We start from the raw sequence: 16,907 nt of genomic DNA on the forward strand, positions 1-16,907 counted from the left end.
TAATGAACTTCAAGATCTCCTTGGTCATGTTCTGCTGAATAATTCAACGGAACCACACCTCTCTTGCACCGACAAGACTTATTATGTTCAATTTCGACATCTTTATACAGGGTTCTAAGAAAAAAGTTTTAGAGGGCCAACCATGTGTGCGAATAGCAAAAAAGGACCTTTTTAGGGGTCCTTTTTCTGGTGGCCGATGTCCGCGTCGGAACATTCGGTTACACTTCATTTCAGCTCATGTGTATTGCCGTGAGCAATACAACGGATGTGTTCAGACTTGTGGTCTTCACACGATGCTGTCCATGCCGTGTAACTTAGTTTCCTAAGTCATGTTGCTGTTGAGTGATCAACAGTGCCATGTCTTTTGTGCATCGACAATACTTATTATGTTCCTATTCGACATCTTTATACACGAATTGAAAAGATTTTGTGTAGGCTTAAAAGAGGCTTAGAAAACCAAAAAGGACCTTTTTAGGGGTCCTTGTTTTTGGTGTCGATGTTCGTTTTGGAATTCTTTACGGGGTACACATCATTTACAGCTTCGTTGGTATTGTTTGTGGCAATACTAATGTGTTACAGACGGTAGCCTTTAGCACATCCACTCGCTTTCTATGCTGAGTAAACTTCAAGATCTCCTTGGTCATGTTCTGCTGAATAGTTCAACGGAACCACACCTCTCTTGCATCGACAAAACTTATTGTGTTCATTTCCACCACATTTATACTTTTAGTTGCCGAAAAATAATTGGCGGGATGATTAATGAACCATCGCCTTGATTTTCTTTTTCCACTTCCGATCTTTGTTCGTCGTCTCTGGGAACGTGTCGCCACGCTTCAGATCAACCAGCTGCGGATTCTGGATCTCGGAGTGAAAGCTTGCTTCGCCGACTTCCATATAAGTGCCGTTATTCGGAACTTTGTCGCCTGGTTCAAATTCTGTCTTTTCACCCATGGGGGCCACCTCCTGATTATAAAAGAGCAGTACTCGTTTATTTTGAGCGAAATGCCCCCGGTTCATGAGTGGAGAAATGTTCCCAATAAAGCCGTAGAGAATCAGCTTACAACTTATCTCCCACAAAGCGGTACTTGCAGGTCGATGGTGGATTTGGTATACTCTTTGGGTGCGAGTTTATCTCGTGCCCCTTGCTCTCAACGAGATTTGAGGGCCGCTAAGTCCAAGAGGAGGTGAAAGTATGCGCAAATATGAAGTGATGTACATTATTCGTACTGATATCGAGCAGGAAGTTGTTCAAGCAGCAGTCGAAAAATTCCAAGGCATCATCTCCAACGGTGGAGAGATTACAAAGCACGATGTGCTCGGTAAACGCCGTCTTGCGTATGAGATCAAGAAGTTCCGTGACGGACATTATGTCCTAGTTAACTTCACAGCTGAACCAGCTGTTGTAGCGGAACTTGAGCGTGTGATGAAGATTTCTGATGAAGTCATTCGTTACCTGATCACTCAAGACGTTGCTTAATTGACGCATGATTTGTAATTGATCGTTGAAGGAGGGGACTTTATTGTTAAACCGTGTAATTCTTATCGGTCGACTCACACGTGATCCAGAATTGCGCTACACGCCTGCGGGTGTTGCAGTGACGCAATTTACGATTGCAGTAGATCGTCCGTTCTCGAGCCAAGGCGGCGAACGTGAAGCGGATTTCATTCCGGTCGTCACGTGGAGACAACTCGCAGAGACTTGCGCAAATTATTTGCGTAAAGGTCGCTTAACCGCGGTAGAAGGTCGTATTCAAGTTCGTAATTATGAGAATAACGAAGGAAAACGTGTATACGTGACTGAAGTTATTGCTGATAATGTGCGTTTCTTGGAGTCTGGAAATCGTGAAGGCGGATCTCGTGAAGAGACTCAAAGCTCAGGTGGTTTCGGCGGTGGTGGATCTGGCGGCGGAAGCGGTCAAGGAAGCAACCGGAATACATCGCGCAGCAACAATCAAGATCCTTTTTCCGATGACGGAAAACCGATTGATATTTCGGATGATGATTTGCCATTTTAATTGGAAAGGACTGACAACGAATGAGCTTTAAGCAAAGAGATAACAATGAAGAGCGTGGCGAGAAGAAATTCGGCGGCCGCCGTGGCGGACGCAACAAACGTCGGAAAGTTTGCTACTTCACAGTAAACAAAATTACTCACATTGATTATAAAGATACTGATTTGCTTCGCAAATTTATCAGTGAGCGTGGAAAAATTCTTCCTCGTCGTGTAACGGGTACAAGCGCTAAATACCAACGCTTGTTGACAATCGCGGTTAAACGTTCCCGTCAAATCGCATTGTTGCCATACACAACTGAGTAATCAGTAATCATCGTGTATAAGAAGCCTGCCTGAGACCTTGGTCTCGGCAGGCTTTTTTGATGTTCCTATTATTCATATCTCAGCGATAACCAAATGAATGTTAGCCAGAGAGATATAGGGATGAAGAACCCCACAAGTATAGATATCCAAACCATTCGTTTGTTTTCTTGTATAAATCTCCAGATCATCGTGAAGATCACGCATCCTTTTTATCAAAAATATACCATTATTAATAATTTTTGACTATATTGAACACGCTTGACCCTTTGGGCTACAATAAAGCCATACATAAAAAAGGAAAGATACGCCGAAAGGAACATCGACATGAAACATGGAACGATTCTGTTAGTGGATGATGAAGCGGATATCATCAAGCTTATGCAAGTTTTTTTGCAAAATGAAGGCTACCGCCTGCTCACCGCCAGTAATGGCAAGCAAGCGTTGGAATGGGTCGAGAAAGAATCCGTTGACCTTATCATTCTGGATATTATGATGCCTGTCATGGACGGGTTGCAAGTCTGCATGAAAATTCGGGAAGAACATCAAATGCCAATTATCTTCTTGTCTGCAAAAGGGCAGGAAATAGATAAAATAACCGGATTAAGCCTTGGCGCGGATGATTACGTCACGAAACCCTTTAGCCCGCTGGAGCTGATTGCGCGCGTTAAATCACAGCTGCGACGGTATAACAATTATGCATCGAATGGATCATCGAACGAGGAACAGATGGTCATTGATGATTTAGTTATTAATATTTCGACCCATGAGGTGACGGTCGACGGAAATGTCGTGAAGCTGACGCCTCGCGAGTTCGCGATATTAGAGCTGTTGGCCAGAAATCAAGGCCTGGTTCTTAGCATGGAACAAATCTACGAGAACGTATGGAAAGACACCTACATGGATTCGAATAACACGGTGATGGTTCATATTCGTAAAATTCGTGAAAAGATCGAGCCGAACCCTAGAGCGCCTAAATTTATCAAAACCATATGGGGCGTAGGCTACAAGATCGATAAAATCGAAGGAATACGGAAGTGATGGGGATGAAGCGAATTCATTGGACTCGTAAACTAACGTGGAAAATGCTCCTGGTCGTGGCAGCTAGTTCACTTTCCGTCGCAATCATTCTCATGCTCTGTTATTTTTCGTCTTCACTGCTGCTCTGGTTGAATCCTTCATCCTCGTTCTTCGGAACCAAGCTCCTGAGGTGGGTGATTCAAAATATAAGCTCGGCCTGGATGATGATCTTTATAGGGATCCTGTTATTTATCGTGTTTTTCTTCATTTATATCAATTCCATGGTGCGGCGCTTGGATGATATTTCGATGGGGTTGAAAGAAATCACCGATGGGGAGCTAACCCATCATATTCAGGTGAAAGCGTCGGATGAGTTAGGCGATGTCGCAAGTCAGATCAACTTCATGACGGCACGGCTTCGAGCTTCGATCGAGGAAGAGCGCGCCGCCATGAAAGCGAAGAATGATCTGATTACAGGGGTATCGCATGATTTAAGAACGCCGCTGACCTCGATTATCGGGTTCCTACAATACATTGAAGACGATCGATATAAGGACGAAGTGGAATTCCGCTATATTACGAGCATTGTGTATGACAAATCGATTAGTCTCAAAAAGCTGATCGATGACCTTTTCGAATATACCCGTATTACGAGCAATGAGATACCTCTCCAGTTCGAACGGATCGATCTAAACCCGTTGCTCCAACAGCTAGCTGAGGAATTCGTACCTGTGCTAGAGCAAGCAGGGATGCGTTATCGCATCCAGACCACAGATACACCGGTCATGATGAAGGCGGATGCCGGTGAGCTCATCCGGGTGTACGACAATCTCCTATCAAATGCCGTGCGTTACGGCAGTGGCGGTCAAGTCATCGACATCACGGTAATCGAAAAGGATGGACAGGCAACCGTGAGCGTGAAGAATTATGGAGAACCGATTCCTGCAAGGGATCTGCCGCATGTCTTCGAGCGATTCTATCGCGTGGACAAGTCCCGTTCGAAGGACACGGGCGGAAGCGGCCTTGGACTTGCCATCTCGAAGAGCATCGTCGAGATCCATGGCGGTACGATATCCGTGACGAGCTCGAAGAAACAGACGGAGTTCGTAACGAGTTTTCCCCTCGCGCCCCTGGAGCAAGACGGGGAGGAGTAGGGAGTTGTTGGTTGAGGAGTATTTGGGTTGTGATGAAACGGTGAACAAAGGAGTTGAGGGGTATCTGCTGAAGAGACCTGGCGATCGCCTTTGTAACCGGGAATATTCCACTTTATCAATTCAACATTCCTGGTTACAACAGCGACGGAAGCGGATACCCCTCACACCAGAGTTCTGTTCATCATGCCTGAGCAGCTTCTCTACAAGAACAAGACAGCTCATCCCTGTCTTGTTCTTTTTTAATTAAGAAAATGTTAAGAACTCAGCCACCCCGTTGTTAAGATCTCCCCTTTATATTGGGTATTAACGTACTTCAACCCAAATTAAAGGATGAGACGCCTATGTTATTCAATACCTACTCCTTTTTATTCCTATTCTTCCCGGCGACCGTTGCGGTCTATTTCATACTTAACCGCTGCAAATATACACGTGCCGCACAATGGTGGCTTACGCTATCGTCCCTGGTCTTCTACGGCTGGTGGAATATCAAATACATCCCCTTGATCATCGCTTCAATTACCTTCAACTATGCGATGGGTCGCTGGTTAGCCAAGCTGGCCGATACGAAGGCAGTGTCTATGCGCCGCCGAAAATGGGCGCTTATCGCAGGGCTCAGCGCGAACCTGCTGCTGCTCGGCTACTATAAATACGCAGGATTTTTCTTAGAGAACCTGCATGAGTTAACCGGGCACACGTTCCCGTTCATTCAGGTGGTCTTGCCGCTCGGAATCAGCTTCTTCACGTTTACCCAAATTGCCTATCTCGTCGATGTACATCGCGGTAAAGCCCATGCGTATCACTATGTGGACTATATGCTGTTCGTTACGTTCTATCCGCATCTGATCGCGGGCCCGATCCTGCATCACGGCGAAATGATGCCGCAATTTGAGCGGCTGAAGAATAAACTGTGGAACTGGCACAACGCAGCCCAAGGCGCTTACATGCTATGTCTAGGATTGTTCAAGAAGGTCGTGATCGCAGACACTTTCGCCTCCTATGCTGATAGCGGTTTTGCCTCAGCCGTGCATTTTACGGACACATGGATTGCTGCTTTATCGTACACTTTTCAACTATATTTCGATTTCAGCGGTTATACCGACATGGCGATTGGGATTGCCTTAGTCTTTAACATCAAGCTCCCGCAGAACTTCAATTCTCCCTACAAAGCCTTAACCATTCAAGATTTCTGGAGAAGATGGCATATGACGTTAAGCCGGTTCCTGAGAGATTATATCTACATTCCGCTCGGGGGCAATCGAAAGGGCTTCTGGATGGCCATTCGCAATACGATCATTACCTTCGTGCTCGGGGGGTTATGGCATGGTGCCGGATGGACATTTATTCTCTGGGGGCTCCTGCATGGCGTAGGGCAAGGTGTCCAACGCGTATGGAGCGTGAAGGTAGGATGGAAGCTGCCGAAATGGCTCGCGTGGAGCATCACCTTCGGATTCATCAATGTGACATGGGTATTCTTCCGTTCCGAGGATGTAGGACAAGCGATACATTTGCTTAAAGGCATGGCTGGTTTGAACGGCTGGGGATGGTCAGCCATCCGCAGTCATCTGGCTCCAATCCTTCTAATCCTAATCTCCCTATTCGTCATCATTGGAGCTTACAATTCGTCCGAAAGGCTAGCACGATTCCGACCATCGGGCAGAACGGCGTTGATGATGGGGGTAATGCTTGTGGTTTCGCTTTTGTTCCTGAATCGGATCACAACGTTCTTATATTTCAATTTCTAGAAAGGAGAGATCGACATGGAGAATCCTATCCAACCGTCTCATCCAGAGGCGTCAACGCGGCGGCAACGCCAAGCTAACTTATCGAAAAAGCGAGCGCGCCCAAAACGTATGGTTCTACAGTTTCTAAGCATATCTCTGATTCTTGCGGTCACCGTTGCCTTGTTTACGGCACTTATTGATCCGCTGCAGTTCTACCATAGAGGTATTGGCTATACGCCATTGTTATCCTGGGAGGAGCGCTATCAGAATCCCGGGCTCGCAAAGAACTATGATTACGACACGATTATTATCGGTACATCAATGACGGAAAATTTCCTTCCATCCGAGGTGAACAACGCACTGGGTGGGACGACAATGAAACTTTCGATGGAGGGATCGAGGGCGGACGAACATTATAAAATAGCAAAGCTTGCACTCGAAACCGGGAAAGTCAAAAAGGTGCTGTGGGGGTTGGATTATTTCTCGCTCAAGAACAGTACTGAAGCGGATGCAAAAAAATATTTTCCAGATTATATGTACGACGATCAATTATGGAATGATTATAAGTACTGGTTCAATTACTCGGTGTACCAGCAATTCTTCCGCAGTCTCAAAGCCAACATGAAGGGAAAGGTGACGCAGAACCTAGAGTATCTGAATAATTGGAATGGTCTAGTCACGTTCGGCAAGGATCGGACCGCGGCATCGTATGCCAAAGCCAATAAGGAAGAGACGTACTTTGAGGGGAACGAAGAGAGCATCGAGGTAATTCAAGCGAACTTCACAGACCATATTCTGTCCCTTGTTCAAGCTTATCCCGATGTGCAATTCTACTTCTATTACCCGCCCTATAGCGTGCTTCGCCAGGTGGTCTGGTATAACACCAATCCAACGCGGTTCAATAATCAGCTTGCAATGAAAACATGGATGTTCGAGCAGTTCACAGCTTATGGTAACGTCAAATTGTATGATTTTCAGACGGAACGCGCGTGGACCTATAACCTGGATTTATATAAAGACCTTTCCCATCATAACCAGCAGGTGAATTCATGGATTGCCCAAGCGGTGGGGCGTGACGATACGAAATATCGGGTAACCGCAGCAAATGTCCAAAATTTTAACGATGTGATGACCTATGACGCGAAGACGGCAGTGCTGAATGCAGCGAATGAAGTGGAGAATGTTGCCGTCCGTCTACAGGGCGAGGTTGCTCCTTTTACCCACCGCCTGCTCACGGATGGAGAGTTATTGGTCCCTGTGAAAGAAGCCATGAACTTACTTGACGCAGAGATGTCCTGGGATCAAGCGACGAAAACGCTCATGTTGAAGCGCAATCAGCATACGCTCTCCGTAACCGTAGGCAATCTGGAAGCTACTGCGGATGGTCAGCACGTGCAACTGAAGGCAGCGCCATATTTGGATGAGGGATTATCGTTGATTCCGATTAGTGAAGTTGCTGCGTATTTGGGGTGGACCGTAGAGCAGCACAAGGAGGGTCAGACGACCGCGATAGACTTGTCCCTAAATCCCCAATAAAAGGTATATCATAAAATAGAAGTCGAACATTCTACGGAATGATCGGCTTTTTTCGGTTGTGGAGTTCTGTCCATCAGGTGCTGCAAATTGATAGATACCGTAGAATAATTTAAATGAAAGCGTTACAATAGGGGTTGGCATACCGTGAGATACATACTTGACCTATCGATTATCTGTGGAAGATGGAGGAAACAAAATGAAAATATCGATTGAAGGATTTTCGTTTTTCCATTTATTGCAGCAAGAGATGATAGACACCTTTGGTTATTTGGAAAGCTTGAAGTACCGCTATCGCGTGGACGCAGCGGGGTTATGGAATGGTTTTTTTGCCGATTTAAGCGAAGAGATTTGTAAGTTAAAAGATGCTGAATATATTCGTAAAATAAAATTAGCGCTGCTCGAGCGAGAGATGGAGCTGCCTAATCTTGCGGTGGATGGCGCACATCTCTGGGATCCAAATCCGGAGAAACGAGAATTACTCTATCAGAACGCTTTGGCTCATTTGGATATTGCTGAATACTTGGGTGCACGTTCGGTACGTATTGATACCGGAGGCCATGGCTCAACAGATATGACAGAGGAGCAATTTGAGTATACCGTCATGAGGTACCAAGAATTCGCCCAGCGGGCGGCAGATGGCGGATATCGAATTGGGCCTGAAAATCATATGGGACCTTCGCGCATGCCGAAACTCATGGAGAAGCTGGCGCAAGCCGTCAATCATCCCGCGTATGGGATTCTTCTGCATATGGGTCGTTGGGACAGCGATGCTGATATAGGGGATTCGCTCCTAGCGCCATGGGTATTCCATGTCCATCTCGATCCCAAACACGTGAAGCCGCATCAAATCGAGGAACGGATGCAGGTCCTTTTCGATCATGGCTACGAAGGTTATTGGGGCGTTGAATATTATGCGCAAGCCGCACCTTATGCGGAGATTGAGAGTTATGTCAGCGCGGTGAAGGCGGCCTACTTGAAACAAATGGGGGCCACACTGCTGTAATACCGGAAGGAACTCTTATTGAAAAAACAGCCATCGGAGGAGCATACGTGGGAACATCAGGTACCAAACAGATTCGTGGTTTATCCTCGCTGCGCATGTATTTATTTTTTGTATATGGCGCATTAGCTGTGTTATCCGCATATTTGCCGGTGTACCTATCGGATGCGGGATTAAGTAAGGTGCAGATTAGTGCATTGCTCGCTTGCGGGCCGTTCGTGTCGCTTCTAGCCAATCCTTTCTGGGGATATTGGAGTGATCGAATGCAGAATGTTCGTCGAATCTTATATATTCTGCTTGTAGGCAATTTTCTATTTATTATGATGGCATTTCAAATGAGCAGCGTCGTTTTTCTGTATGCGGCTTTAATCTGTTTTTATTTCTTTCAGAGTCCTATATTTACGCAGAGCACGAGTCTTATCCTAACCGCGATTGACGGTACAGATTATAAATTCGGATCGTTCCGCATGTGGGGTTCATTAGGGTGGGCCATCATTGCATTCATCTCTGGACCGATCATGACATGGATTGGCGTCGAACATTTAGAGTGGGTCTATGCCGCACTTATGCTCTGCTGCTTCGTGAATGCCATCCGGCTGCCTGATTTCTCCCCACCAATGGGGAAGAGCGTGCAGCGGGTCAAGAGGAGACAGACTGCGGAGATGCAAGAAGCTGCGGGCAAAAGTGTATATCGGAACAAATATTTCATGATGTTTATTGCGTTAGGCGTGCTGATCTCGGTTCCTAATATGATTAACAGTACGTTCATGTCGTTATTCATCCAGGACTTAGGCGGTTCGCTTACGTATGTGGGATTAGCTATATTTATGTCGTCCATTTTTGAGGCGCCAATCTTTATGCTCTTGGATCGTTATTTATCCAAGCATAAATCACATATGCTATTCTGTATTATGATCGTAAGCATCCTATTTACCCTGCGGTGGTTCTTCATGTCGATGGTGGTATCGCCGACGATGGTTTTGTTCATTCAATTAATGCATTGCATTACGTTTGGCTGTTACATGTACATTGGGACGCAGTTTACGGAACAGATTATTCCGCGTGAACAAAGATCCTCTGGTCAGGCTGCTTATTCACTGTCATGGAATGGAATCTCAGGTGTCATTGCCGGGGCGTTGGGCGGGTTCTTGTATCAGAATTACGGACCGCGCGTCATGTATACGATCACAGGGTTTATCAGCATTATTGGTGTAATCGGATTCATTATGATGTGGGTACAGGAGACAAGACATAATTACGAACAGTTGCCAACGTCTTCCGGAACGCCGATGGACTGAATTTTGCGAAGGGCTATACAAATGTTGTACCATAAAGGTAAATCGTTCAAGCGCTTGCTGAAGAAAGGAGTTGAGATACATCACGAGACTGTGCCCATAAATCCCCGCAAATAAAAGATCCTGTGGGTATGGCACAATATCAGTACTACTCTAGAATAAAGGGAAATCAAACATGACCAACAATAAACCTAAAAAGATCTATATTATATTGCCCATTGTGGCACTGGTGCTTCTTAGCGGATTTTTATTCAGGAAGCAGCTGGCGGTGTTGGCCTTTGACGTGTTCTTTTCCGGACATGTGGAGAAGAAGCTGGAAGGCTCTTATGAGCCTATCGAAGGCGCCCAGCCTACACCCGAAACGGTGATAAAAGGACCCGATGCGAAGCCTTTTTCCATCCTGTTATTAGGCGTTGATCAACGCGGGAAGGAAGTTGGGCGGTCGGATACGATTATTTATACAGTCGCTCGCCCCAAGGACGATAAGATCTTAATGGTATCGATCCCGAGGGATACGTATACAGAAATCGTAGGCAAGGATAAATTCGATAAAATCAATCATGCCTATGCTTTCGGCGGTAAGAAGATGATTATGGACTCGGTCTCGAAATTGGTGGATGAGCCTGTAAATCATTATGCGTCCATTAACTTCCAAGGGTTCATCGATGTCGTGGATGCGCTAGGTGGCGTGAAGCTGCCGATTGAGAAGGATATCGTGAACAAAGCCGCTGAACATGAGAAATTTACGGTCAAAGGCGGTAAGCCAATTTATTCCGGTCAAGAAGCCTTATATTATGTCCGCTATCGGGAAGATGACCATCTTAACCGTTCTAGTCGTAATATGATTTTCGTAAATGCTATTCTGGATCGCGTGACAAGCCTAAATCAAATTTCTAAAATTCCAGCACTTATTGATATTATGGGCAGTAATTTCGCAACAGATATTGAACCGAAGAATATGATTGATTTGGCCAAAGACGTGTTTCAGGCAGATCATCAGGAAATATATAGTTACACCTTAAAGGGTGAGGGCGGACGGAAGTCGAATAATATATGGTACTACATTCCGGATGAGAAGGACGTTACGTATATTCACAATTTGATCGATAATTGGATGGATCCGGATACAAAGGCAGAGAATTTAATGGTGCCTCAAGCGGAGTAAGAGCGCTAGAGCGTATCCGAATGTCGTCAGACATAGGGAGGTTAAGGGGAAACATGAATATAGCTTTTTTCTTGTTGCCAAAAAATGAAGTGGTTTGCTTGACACAAGAAAGCACATTGCGCCAGACGTTAGAACGAATGGAATATCATCGGTTCACATCTGTGCCGGTGTTATCGGAAATAGGGGAATATGTAGGAACATGCACAGAGGGAGACTTGCTCTGGTTCATGAAGAATTCCGAAGGGAAAATCACGTTCGAAAATGCGTCCAAAGTCTTGTTGAAGGATGTACCCTTGCGCAGTGCGAACAAACCTGTCCTCATCGATTCGAATATGGAAGATTTAATCAGTCTTGCCAAAGTACAGAACTTTGTTCCTGTGGTGGATGATATGAATAAGTTTATCGGGATCGTCAGACGTTCCGAAATCATTAGTTATTGCGAGAAGAAAGTATTCGCAGCTCAGGCGTAAGCATAGCACATAAGTACAACGATCACAGACTGCAGCGTCAACGTCACATTGGGACAATGCAGTCTTTTTTATGTTATAATCGAGCATAAAGCGTTTTTCTATCCAGGGAGAGAGTGCGGGTGACAAAGATGCAGAAAGAAATGGATTTGGCCAAACGTGCCAAGGTGATTGAGTGGCTTAAGACGGAAGTGCTTGATCACGTTTCACGACTGTTTAAATCTTTGTGGGAAGGCAGCACGACTCGCGTCGTTGACAGTCTTTCCAGCTTAATTGTGAGCAGCTATATCCTCGGCCGCCGTCTTGGCGTGTCGCATAAGGAATTAGATGACAGCATTCTTGAGAAACTTAAGAAACATAAGCAAGAGGGACACCAGCTTGAAGACTGGTACCAAGACATCTCCGCGCTTGAAGAACATTTACGTAAGAGGTGAACATATTGAAAATGCGCTGGTCGTCGGTAGCATGGAGCGTGATTGCCCTGCTGCTGATATTGTCGCTATTTACTCCGTTTCAGATTGTAACGATTAGCTTCATTGCGATTCCAATCGTTATTCTGTACGCCACATTAAGTGTAAGATCGTTTATTATTCATATGTTGCTGGTATGGCTGGTGGCGTTTCTCGCGATGGGGACCTTTGGTTCAGCCGCAATTCTTTTTGCCATCTATTTTACGATTCCAGCCATCGTTATGGGTCGGCTATATCGCCGGAAATCAACCGCGATATCTGTCTTGTTCAACGGCACAATCACGATTCTCATCGAATCGATTATTATGTTGTTCGTCATGAATACGCTGCTAGGCTTTAACTTTAATGAATATTTAGGCGAAGCCATTCGTACCAGCATCGATCCGCTGCAGTCTGCGAATTTAATGCCTGTAGGCTGGACGCCTAAAATGACGGATGACCTGATTGCGATGATGACTTCGATGCTGCCGTTCGCATTAATCTTCAGCTCGGTCATGATCGCGGCTGTCACGCATGCCATTAGTCAGCGTATTCTAAATAGACAGGGTGTAGAGGCGGCGAAATTCAAGCCTTTACGTGAATGGATGCTTCCGCGTTCACTCATTTGGTATTACTTCATCGCGGTTCTAGCGGATATGTTCATTTCACCAACCGATACATCTTTTGTATCGATTGTTCTTCTGAACTTATTGCCTGTTCTAAAGATTGCCTTTATGATCCAAACGGTCTGTTTCTTCTTCTTCGTGGCTCATGCCAAAAAATGGAACAAAATTATTCCATTCTTGTTGATGATTCCGTTGTTTATTTTTCCACCGCTGCGGATCATTGGGCTGATGGACATTGCGTTTCCAATTCGCCAAAGCTTAGTCAAACCTAAAATGTAGGGTGAGAAGAGGATGCCTAAATATTTATTTCAACGGTGGCACGGTTACCATAAAGTATGGTCGCTAGTGATGATGTTAATTCTAATCATCGCGCTTGCTTGGTATAACTGGGTGCTCGGTATAGCGGGATTGATAGCGATTGGGGTCCTAGGAGTTTACGCATGGAATGCGGAGAAGGCTTTCCGCAAAGATATGAATGAATATGTCGCTACATTAACGTATCGCGTAAAGCGCACAGGCAACGATGTCATTAACGAGCTGCCTTTTGGTGTGATTTTATTTGATGAAGAGAAATTAATCGAGTGGCATAATCCATTTGTATTGAAAATGCTGGGTCGTGAATCCGTGATTGGAGAACCGCTGAAGGAAGTTTTCCCGGGTCTTCAATTTCAGAAAGAGAAGGACCGCGAGAAGATCATGCAGAACGAGATTGTCGTTCAGGATCGAATCTTCTTGGTTATTCCGAAGCAGGATGAACGGCTGATTTATTTCCGAGATGTTACGGATCTCGTGACATTGCGGCGCAAGTATGAGTCCGAGAAGTTAGTCATTGGGGTTGTCATGCTCGACAATTTGGATGAATTAACGCAGGGCTTGGATGACCAGCAGCGGGCGACGGTGCTTGCACGTGTTACGAATCATATTACGGAATGGGCGCATGATCATCAGATTTATATGAAGCGGCTCACTTCGGACAAATATTTGATTCTGCTAGATCACGATATTCTGAAGGATATCGAGCAGACGCGCTTTGTTATCTTAGATGAAGTGCGTGAATTGCCAATGGATAATAAGCTGCCGATGACGATTAGTATCGGGATTGCGGCAGGTATTGATAATATTATTGAGTTGGGGCAGTTAGCCCAATCCAGCTTAGATATTGCACTAGGACGCGGTGGTGATCAGGTCGCCGTTCGGGAAGGACAACGATTATCCTTCTATGGCGGTAAATCGAATGCGGTAGAGAAGCGGACACGTGTCCGGGTGCGCGTTATCGCGCATGCCCTCCGCGACTTCATGACGGCAAGCGATAAGATCATCATTATGGGCCATAAGGTGCCGGATATGGATTCGGTTGGCGCGGCAGTCGGCATCTTGAAGGCGGCACAGACGCTGCAAGTAGAAGCTTACATTGTGCTTGAGGGCGTAAATCCGTCCATTCAGAGGATGATGAGCCAAATTCAGCAGAATGAGTCGTTAGCAAGTCAATTCATTACGCCGGAACAGGCCATGCAGAAGATGACGCCGAACACGCTCGCGATTGTCGTGGATACCCACAAGGCTTCGATGGTCAAGGAACCACGCCTGTTACAACAAACAAACAGGGTTGTGGTAATTGATCACCATCGTCGCGGTGAAGAGTTCATTAATGATGCCGTATTGATCTATATGGAACCCTACGCGTCATCGACATGTGAGCTTGTTACGGAATTATTGCAGTATATCCATGATCGCATTGTCTTCCAACCGCTAGAGGCTACGGTGCTTCTGGCTGGGATGACGGTCGATACGAAGAACTTCTCCTTGCGGACAGGTTCAAGAACGTTCGAAGCTGCAGGCTTCTTACGTCGTAATGGAGCAGATACGATTCTCATTCAGACGATGCTGAAAGAGAATTTGAAGGAATATGTGGCCAAAGCCGAAGTGATGAAGCGCACGGAAATGCTCTACACGCACATTGCACTCGCGGTCACGCCACCCGATCAGAAATTCCCGCAGTTAATGATTGCGCAGGTCGCGGATGCGCTTCTCAATATGACGGATGTGTTCGCATCCTTCGTCATAAGTGAGCGCCCCGATGGTTATATAGGTATTAGCGCCCGCTCATTGGGACAAATGAATGTGCAAGTTGTCATGGAACGGCTCGGCGGCGGCGGCCATTTAACGAATGCCGCAGCACAGCTTGAGGGGACTCTAGCGGATGCCGAAGCCAAATTGAAGAAAGTATTAGCTGAAATTGAAGCAGAAGAGGGGTTATTCGAATGAAAGTAATCTTCCTAAAAGATGTTAAAGGTCAAGGTAAAAAAGGCGAAGTGAAAGAAATCTCTGAAGGGTACGCACAGAACTTCCTAATTCCAAGAGGCTTGGTGCGCCTAGCAACAGACGGTAACGTGAAGACATTAGAGCTACAAAATTTGTCGGAGCAAAAACGCAAAGCACAAGAAAAAGCAGACGCAGAAGCACTAGGTAAAACATTAGAAGAAACAGCGGTCATCATCAAAGCCAAATCCGGTGAAGGCGGTCGTCTATTCGGTGCGATTACAAGCAAGCAAATTGCTGAAGCGTTAGAGAAAATGAGCTTCAAAGTTGATAAAAGAAAAATTGAACTTCATGACCCGATTCGTTCACTGGGAACCATGCATGTGGTCATTAAACTGCATCCTGAAGTGAAGACGCAAGTGAAGGTTCAAATCGTGGAGGAATAAGCATGAGCGAGGATCTGTACTTCAATCGCATTCCACCGCAGAACCTCGAAGCAGAGCAGGCTGTATTAGGCGCCATTCTTATACATTCCGAAGCCTTGATAACCGTCATGGAGCGTGTTCAAGAAGAGGACTTCTATGATCCGCGGCATCAATTCATCTATGCTGCGATGGTACAGCTCGGGGAAGAGAATCAGCCGGTCGACCTTATTACATTAACGGCTACGTTACAGGATAAACAGCAGCTTGAGGATATCGGTGGCGTGACGTATTTAGCGAAGCTGGCGAACGCCGTGCCTACGGCCGCGAACGTCGATTACTATGCACAGATTCTAGAAGAGAAATCGATGCTTCGTCGCCTGATTCGTACGGCTACGCAAATCGTAAATAACGGCTATGCCTCGGAAGAGGAAGTCGGCGATTTGCTGAGCGATGCTGAGCGCAAAATTCTAGAAATTTCGAACCGCCGGACAGGCAGTGGGTTTATAGCGATCAAGGATGTTCTAATGGATGTCTTCGAGAACGTAGAGAACCTAAGCATGAACAAAGGTAGTACAACAGGCATTCCGTCTGGATTTACGGATTTGGATAAGATGACCGCAGGTTTCCAGCGGAATGACTTGATCATCGTTGCCGCACGTCCTTCCGTAGGGAAGACCGCCTTCGCCTTGAATGTCGCGCAGAACGTCGGCGTTCGTGCCAAAGAAACAGTTGCCATCTTCAGTCTCGAGATGTCCGCCGCACAGTTGGTTCAGCGTATCATCTGTGCGGAATCCAATGTGGATGCGACGCGTATGCGGACGGGGACTTTAGAGAATGATGATTGGGAGAAGCTCACGATGGCGATCGGTGCGTTATCCGAAGCGAATATCTTTATTGATGATACGCCAGGGGTTACCGTTGCCGATATTCGTGCGAAATGCCGTCGTCTGAAGAAGGAGAAGGGTCTTGGGATGATTATGATCGACTACCTCCAGCTGATTCACGGCCGCGGTAAAGCGGGCGAGAACCGCCAACAGGAAGTCTCTGAGATCTCACGTACCTTGAAGCAGATTGCGCGTGAGCTTGAAGTGCCCGTCATTGCGTTATCCCAGCTCAGCCGGGGTGTAGAGCAGCGGCAAGATAAACGTCCGATGATGTCGGACTTGCGGGAATCCGGTTCGATTGAGCAAGATGCGGATATCGTAGCTTTCTTATACCGGGATGATTACTATAATCAGGACTCCGAGAAGAAGAACATTATCGAGATTATCATCGCGAAGCAACGGAATGGTCCGGTAGGGACCGTTGAACTTGTCTTCTTGAAGAACTTCAATAAGTTCGTGAACTATGAACGAACACATCAAGACTCTATGCCTGGCAGCGCCTAGACGAATGTCGGATATTTCCGAACATTCGTCTATTTTTTTTGAAAATCGTTCGGAATTGTTTGACTTTGGGAAGTAACACTGCTAAACT

At 46.1% G+C, this 16,907-nt stretch carries 17 protein-coding genes; 16 read left to right on the forward strand and 1 reads right to left on the reverse strand.

Annotated elements, in window-relative coordinates:
• Positions 1-756 precede the first annotated feature (756 nt).
• Positions 757-951, reverse strand: coding sequence for a YjzC family protein (locus tag BVG16_RS07950; RefSeq protein ID WP_078498024.1), 195 nt, complete (start codon positions 949-951; stop codon positions 757-759).
• Positions 952-1,192: 241 nt separating this feature from the next.
• Between BVG16_RS07950 and rpsF the strand changes: the two genes are divergently transcribed.
• The 16 genes from rpsF (at position 1,193) to dnaB (ending at position 16,819) form a co-directional block, all read left to right on the forward strand.
• Positions 1,193-1,477, forward strand: a complete 285-nt coding sequence (gene rpsF / locus BVG16_RS07955; protein ID WP_078498025.1) for a 30S ribosomal protein S6 — start codon at positions 1,193-1,195, stop codon at positions 1,475-1,477.
• 43 nt (positions 1,478-1,520) lie between these two features.
• Entirely contained in the window at positions 1,521-2,015 is a 495-nt protein-coding gene (gene ssb / locus BVG16_RS07960) for a single-stranded DNA-binding protein (RefSeq protein WP_078498026.1), read from the forward strand.
• Positions 2,016-2,035: 20 nt separating this feature from the next.
• The gene (gene rpsR, locus BVG16_RS07965; protein WP_078498027.1) at positions 2,036-2,317 is read left to right on the forward strand and encodes a 30S ribosomal protein S18; all 282 of its coding nucleotides are present in this window, start codon (positions 2,036-2,038) and stop codon (positions 2,315-2,317) included.
• Positions 2,318-2,641: 324 nt separating this feature from the next.
• On the forward strand, positions 2,642-3,355 hold the full coding sequence (locus tag BVG16_RS07970; RefSeq protein WP_078498028.1) for a response regulator transcription factor: 714 nt from the start codon (positions 2,642-2,644) through the stop codon (positions 3,353-3,355).
• Between the two features lie 5 nt (positions 3,356-3,360).
• The gene (locus BVG16_RS07975; protein WP_144027327.1) at positions 3,361-4,488 is read left to right on the forward strand and encodes a sensor histidine kinase; all 1,128 of its coding nucleotides are present in this window, start codon (positions 3,361-3,363) and stop codon (positions 4,486-4,488) included.
• Between the two features lie 341 nt (positions 4,489-4,829).
• Complete coding sequence (locus tag BVG16_RS07980; RefSeq protein WP_078498030.1) at positions 4,830-6,230, forward strand: MBOAT family O-acyltransferase; 1,401 nt, start codon at positions 4,830-4,832, stop codon at positions 6,228-6,230.
• 15 nt (positions 6,231-6,245) lie between these two features.
• Positions 6,246-7,745 carry a copper amine oxidase N-terminal domain-containing protein gene (locus BVG16_RS07985; protein ID WP_078498031.1) on the forward strand — a complete coding sequence of 500 codons (1,500 nt, stop codon included), beginning with the start codon at positions 6,246-6,248 and terminating at the stop codon, positions 7,743-7,745.
• 196 nt (positions 7,746-7,941) lie between these two features.
• Positions 7,942-8,748: a sugar phosphate isomerase/epimerase family protein gene (locus tag BVG16_RS07990; RefSeq protein ID WP_078498032.1), complete on the forward strand. Its 807-nt coding sequence runs from the start codon at positions 7,942-7,944 to the stop codon at positions 8,746-8,748.
• Positions 8,749-8,795: 47 nt separating this feature from the next.
• Positions 8,796-10,043 (forward strand): MFS transporter, encoded by a 1,248-nt coding sequence (locus tag BVG16_RS07995; RefSeq protein ID WP_078498033.1) that lies wholly within the window; start codon positions 8,796-8,798, stop codon positions 10,041-10,043.
• Between the two features lie 172 nt (positions 10,044-10,215).
• A complete protein-coding gene (locus BVG16_RS08000) occupies positions 10,216-11,205 on the forward strand; it encodes an LCP family protein (RefSeq protein WP_078498034.1) in 990 nt (329 codons plus the stop codon).
• A gap of 53 nt (positions 11,206-11,258) precedes the next feature.
• Positions 11,259-11,675, forward strand: a complete 417-nt coding sequence (locus tag BVG16_RS08005) for a CBS domain-containing protein (RefSeq protein WP_078498035.1) — start codon at positions 11,259-11,261, stop codon at positions 11,673-11,675.
• 128 nt (positions 11,676-11,803) lie between these two features.
• On the forward strand, positions 11,804-12,106 hold the full coding sequence (locus BVG16_RS08010) for a MazG-like family protein (RefSeq protein ID WP_078498487.1): 303 nt from the start codon (positions 11,804-11,806) through the stop codon (positions 12,104-12,106).
• Between the two features lie 11 nt (positions 12,107-12,117).
• A complete protein-coding gene (locus BVG16_RS08015; protein ID WP_233146989.1) occupies positions 12,118-13,026 on the forward strand; it encodes a DUF2232 domain-containing protein in 909 nt (302 codons plus the stop codon).
• A 12-nt stretch (positions 13,027-13,038) separates the two neighbouring features.
• Positions 13,039-15,012, forward strand: coding sequence for a DHH family phosphoesterase (locus tag BVG16_RS08020; RefSeq protein ID WP_078498037.1), 1,974 nt, complete (start codon positions 13,039-13,041; stop codon positions 15,010-15,012).
• Entirely contained in the window at positions 15,009-15,452 is a 444-nt protein-coding gene (gene rplI, locus BVG16_RS08025) for a 50S ribosomal protein L9 (RefSeq protein WP_078498038.1), read from the forward strand. The genes BVG16_RS08020 and rplI overlap by 4 nt, the downstream gene beginning before the upstream one ends.
• A gap of 2 nt (positions 15,453-15,454) precedes the next feature.
• Positions 15,455-16,819: a replicative DNA helicase gene (gene dnaB, locus BVG16_RS08030; RefSeq protein ID WP_078498039.1), complete on the forward strand. Its 1,365-nt coding sequence runs from the start codon at positions 15,455-15,457 to the stop codon at positions 16,817-16,819.
• The last annotated feature ends 88 nt before the right edge of the window (positions 16,820-16,907 follow it).

The sequence above is a fragment of the Paenibacillus selenitireducens genome (genome assembly GCF_002021565.1).
Taxonomy (GTDB): Bacteria; Bacillota; Bacilli; order Paenibacillales; family Paenibacillaceae; genus Paenibacillus_K; species Paenibacillus_K selenitireducens.

Excerpts from the sequence above, each read along its gene's own strand:
- BVG16_RS07950 (WP_078498024.1), bottom strand. The coding sequence starts at position 951 with ATGGGTGAAAAGACAGAATTTGAACCAGGCGACAAAGTTCCGAATAAC.
- rpsF (WP_078498025.1), top strand. The coding sequence starts at position 1,193 with ATGCGCAAATATGAAGTGATGTACATTATTCGTACTGATATCGAGCAG.
- rpsR (WP_078498027.1), top strand. The coding sequence starts at position 2,036 with ATGAGCTTTAAGCAAAGAGATAACAATGAAGAGCGTGGCGAGAAGAAA.
- BVG16_RS07970 (WP_078498028.1), top strand. The coding sequence starts at position 2,642 with ATGAAACATGGAACGATTCTGTTAGTGGATGATGAAGCGGATATCATC.
- BVG16_RS07975 (WP_144027327.1), top strand. The coding sequence starts at position 3,361 with ATGAAGCGAATTCATTGGACTCGTAAACTAACGTGGAAAATGCTCCTG.
- BVG16_RS07980 (WP_078498030.1), top strand. The coding sequence starts at position 4,830 with ATGTTATTCAATACCTACTCCTTTTTATTCCTATTCTTCCCGGCGACC.
- BVG16_RS07985 (WP_078498031.1), top strand. The coding sequence starts at position 6,246 with ATGGAGAATCCTATCCAACCGTCTCATCCAGAGGCGTCAACGCGGCGG.
- BVG16_RS07990 (WP_078498032.1), top strand. The coding sequence starts at position 7,942 with ATGAAAATATCGATTGAAGGATTTTCGTTTTTCCATTTATTGCAGCAA.
- BVG16_RS08000 (WP_078498034.1), top strand. The coding sequence starts at position 10,216 with ATGACCAACAATAAACCTAAAAAGATCTATATTATATTGCCCATTGTG.
- BVG16_RS08005 (WP_078498035.1), top strand. The coding sequence starts at position 11,259 with ATGAATATAGCTTTTTTCTTGTTGCCAAAAAATGAAGTGGTTTGCTTG.
- BVG16_RS08010 (WP_078498487.1), top strand. The coding sequence starts at position 11,804 with ATGCAGAAAGAAATGGATTTGGCCAAACGTGCCAAGGTGATTGAGTGG.
- BVG16_RS08015 (WP_233146989.1), top strand. The coding sequence starts at position 12,118 with ATGCGCTGGTCGTCGGTAGCATGGAGCGTGATTGCCCTGCTGCTGATA.
- BVG16_RS08020 (WP_078498037.1), top strand. The coding sequence starts at position 13,039 with ATGCCTAAATATTTATTTCAACGGTGGCACGGTTACCATAAAGTATGG.
- rplI (WP_078498038.1), top strand. The coding sequence starts at position 15,009 with ATGAAAGTAATCTTCCTAAAAGATGTTAAAGGTCAAGGTAAAAAAGGC.
- dnaB (WP_078498039.1), top strand. The coding sequence starts at position 15,455 with ATGAGCGAGGATCTGTACTTCAATCGCATTCCACCGCAGAACCTCGAA.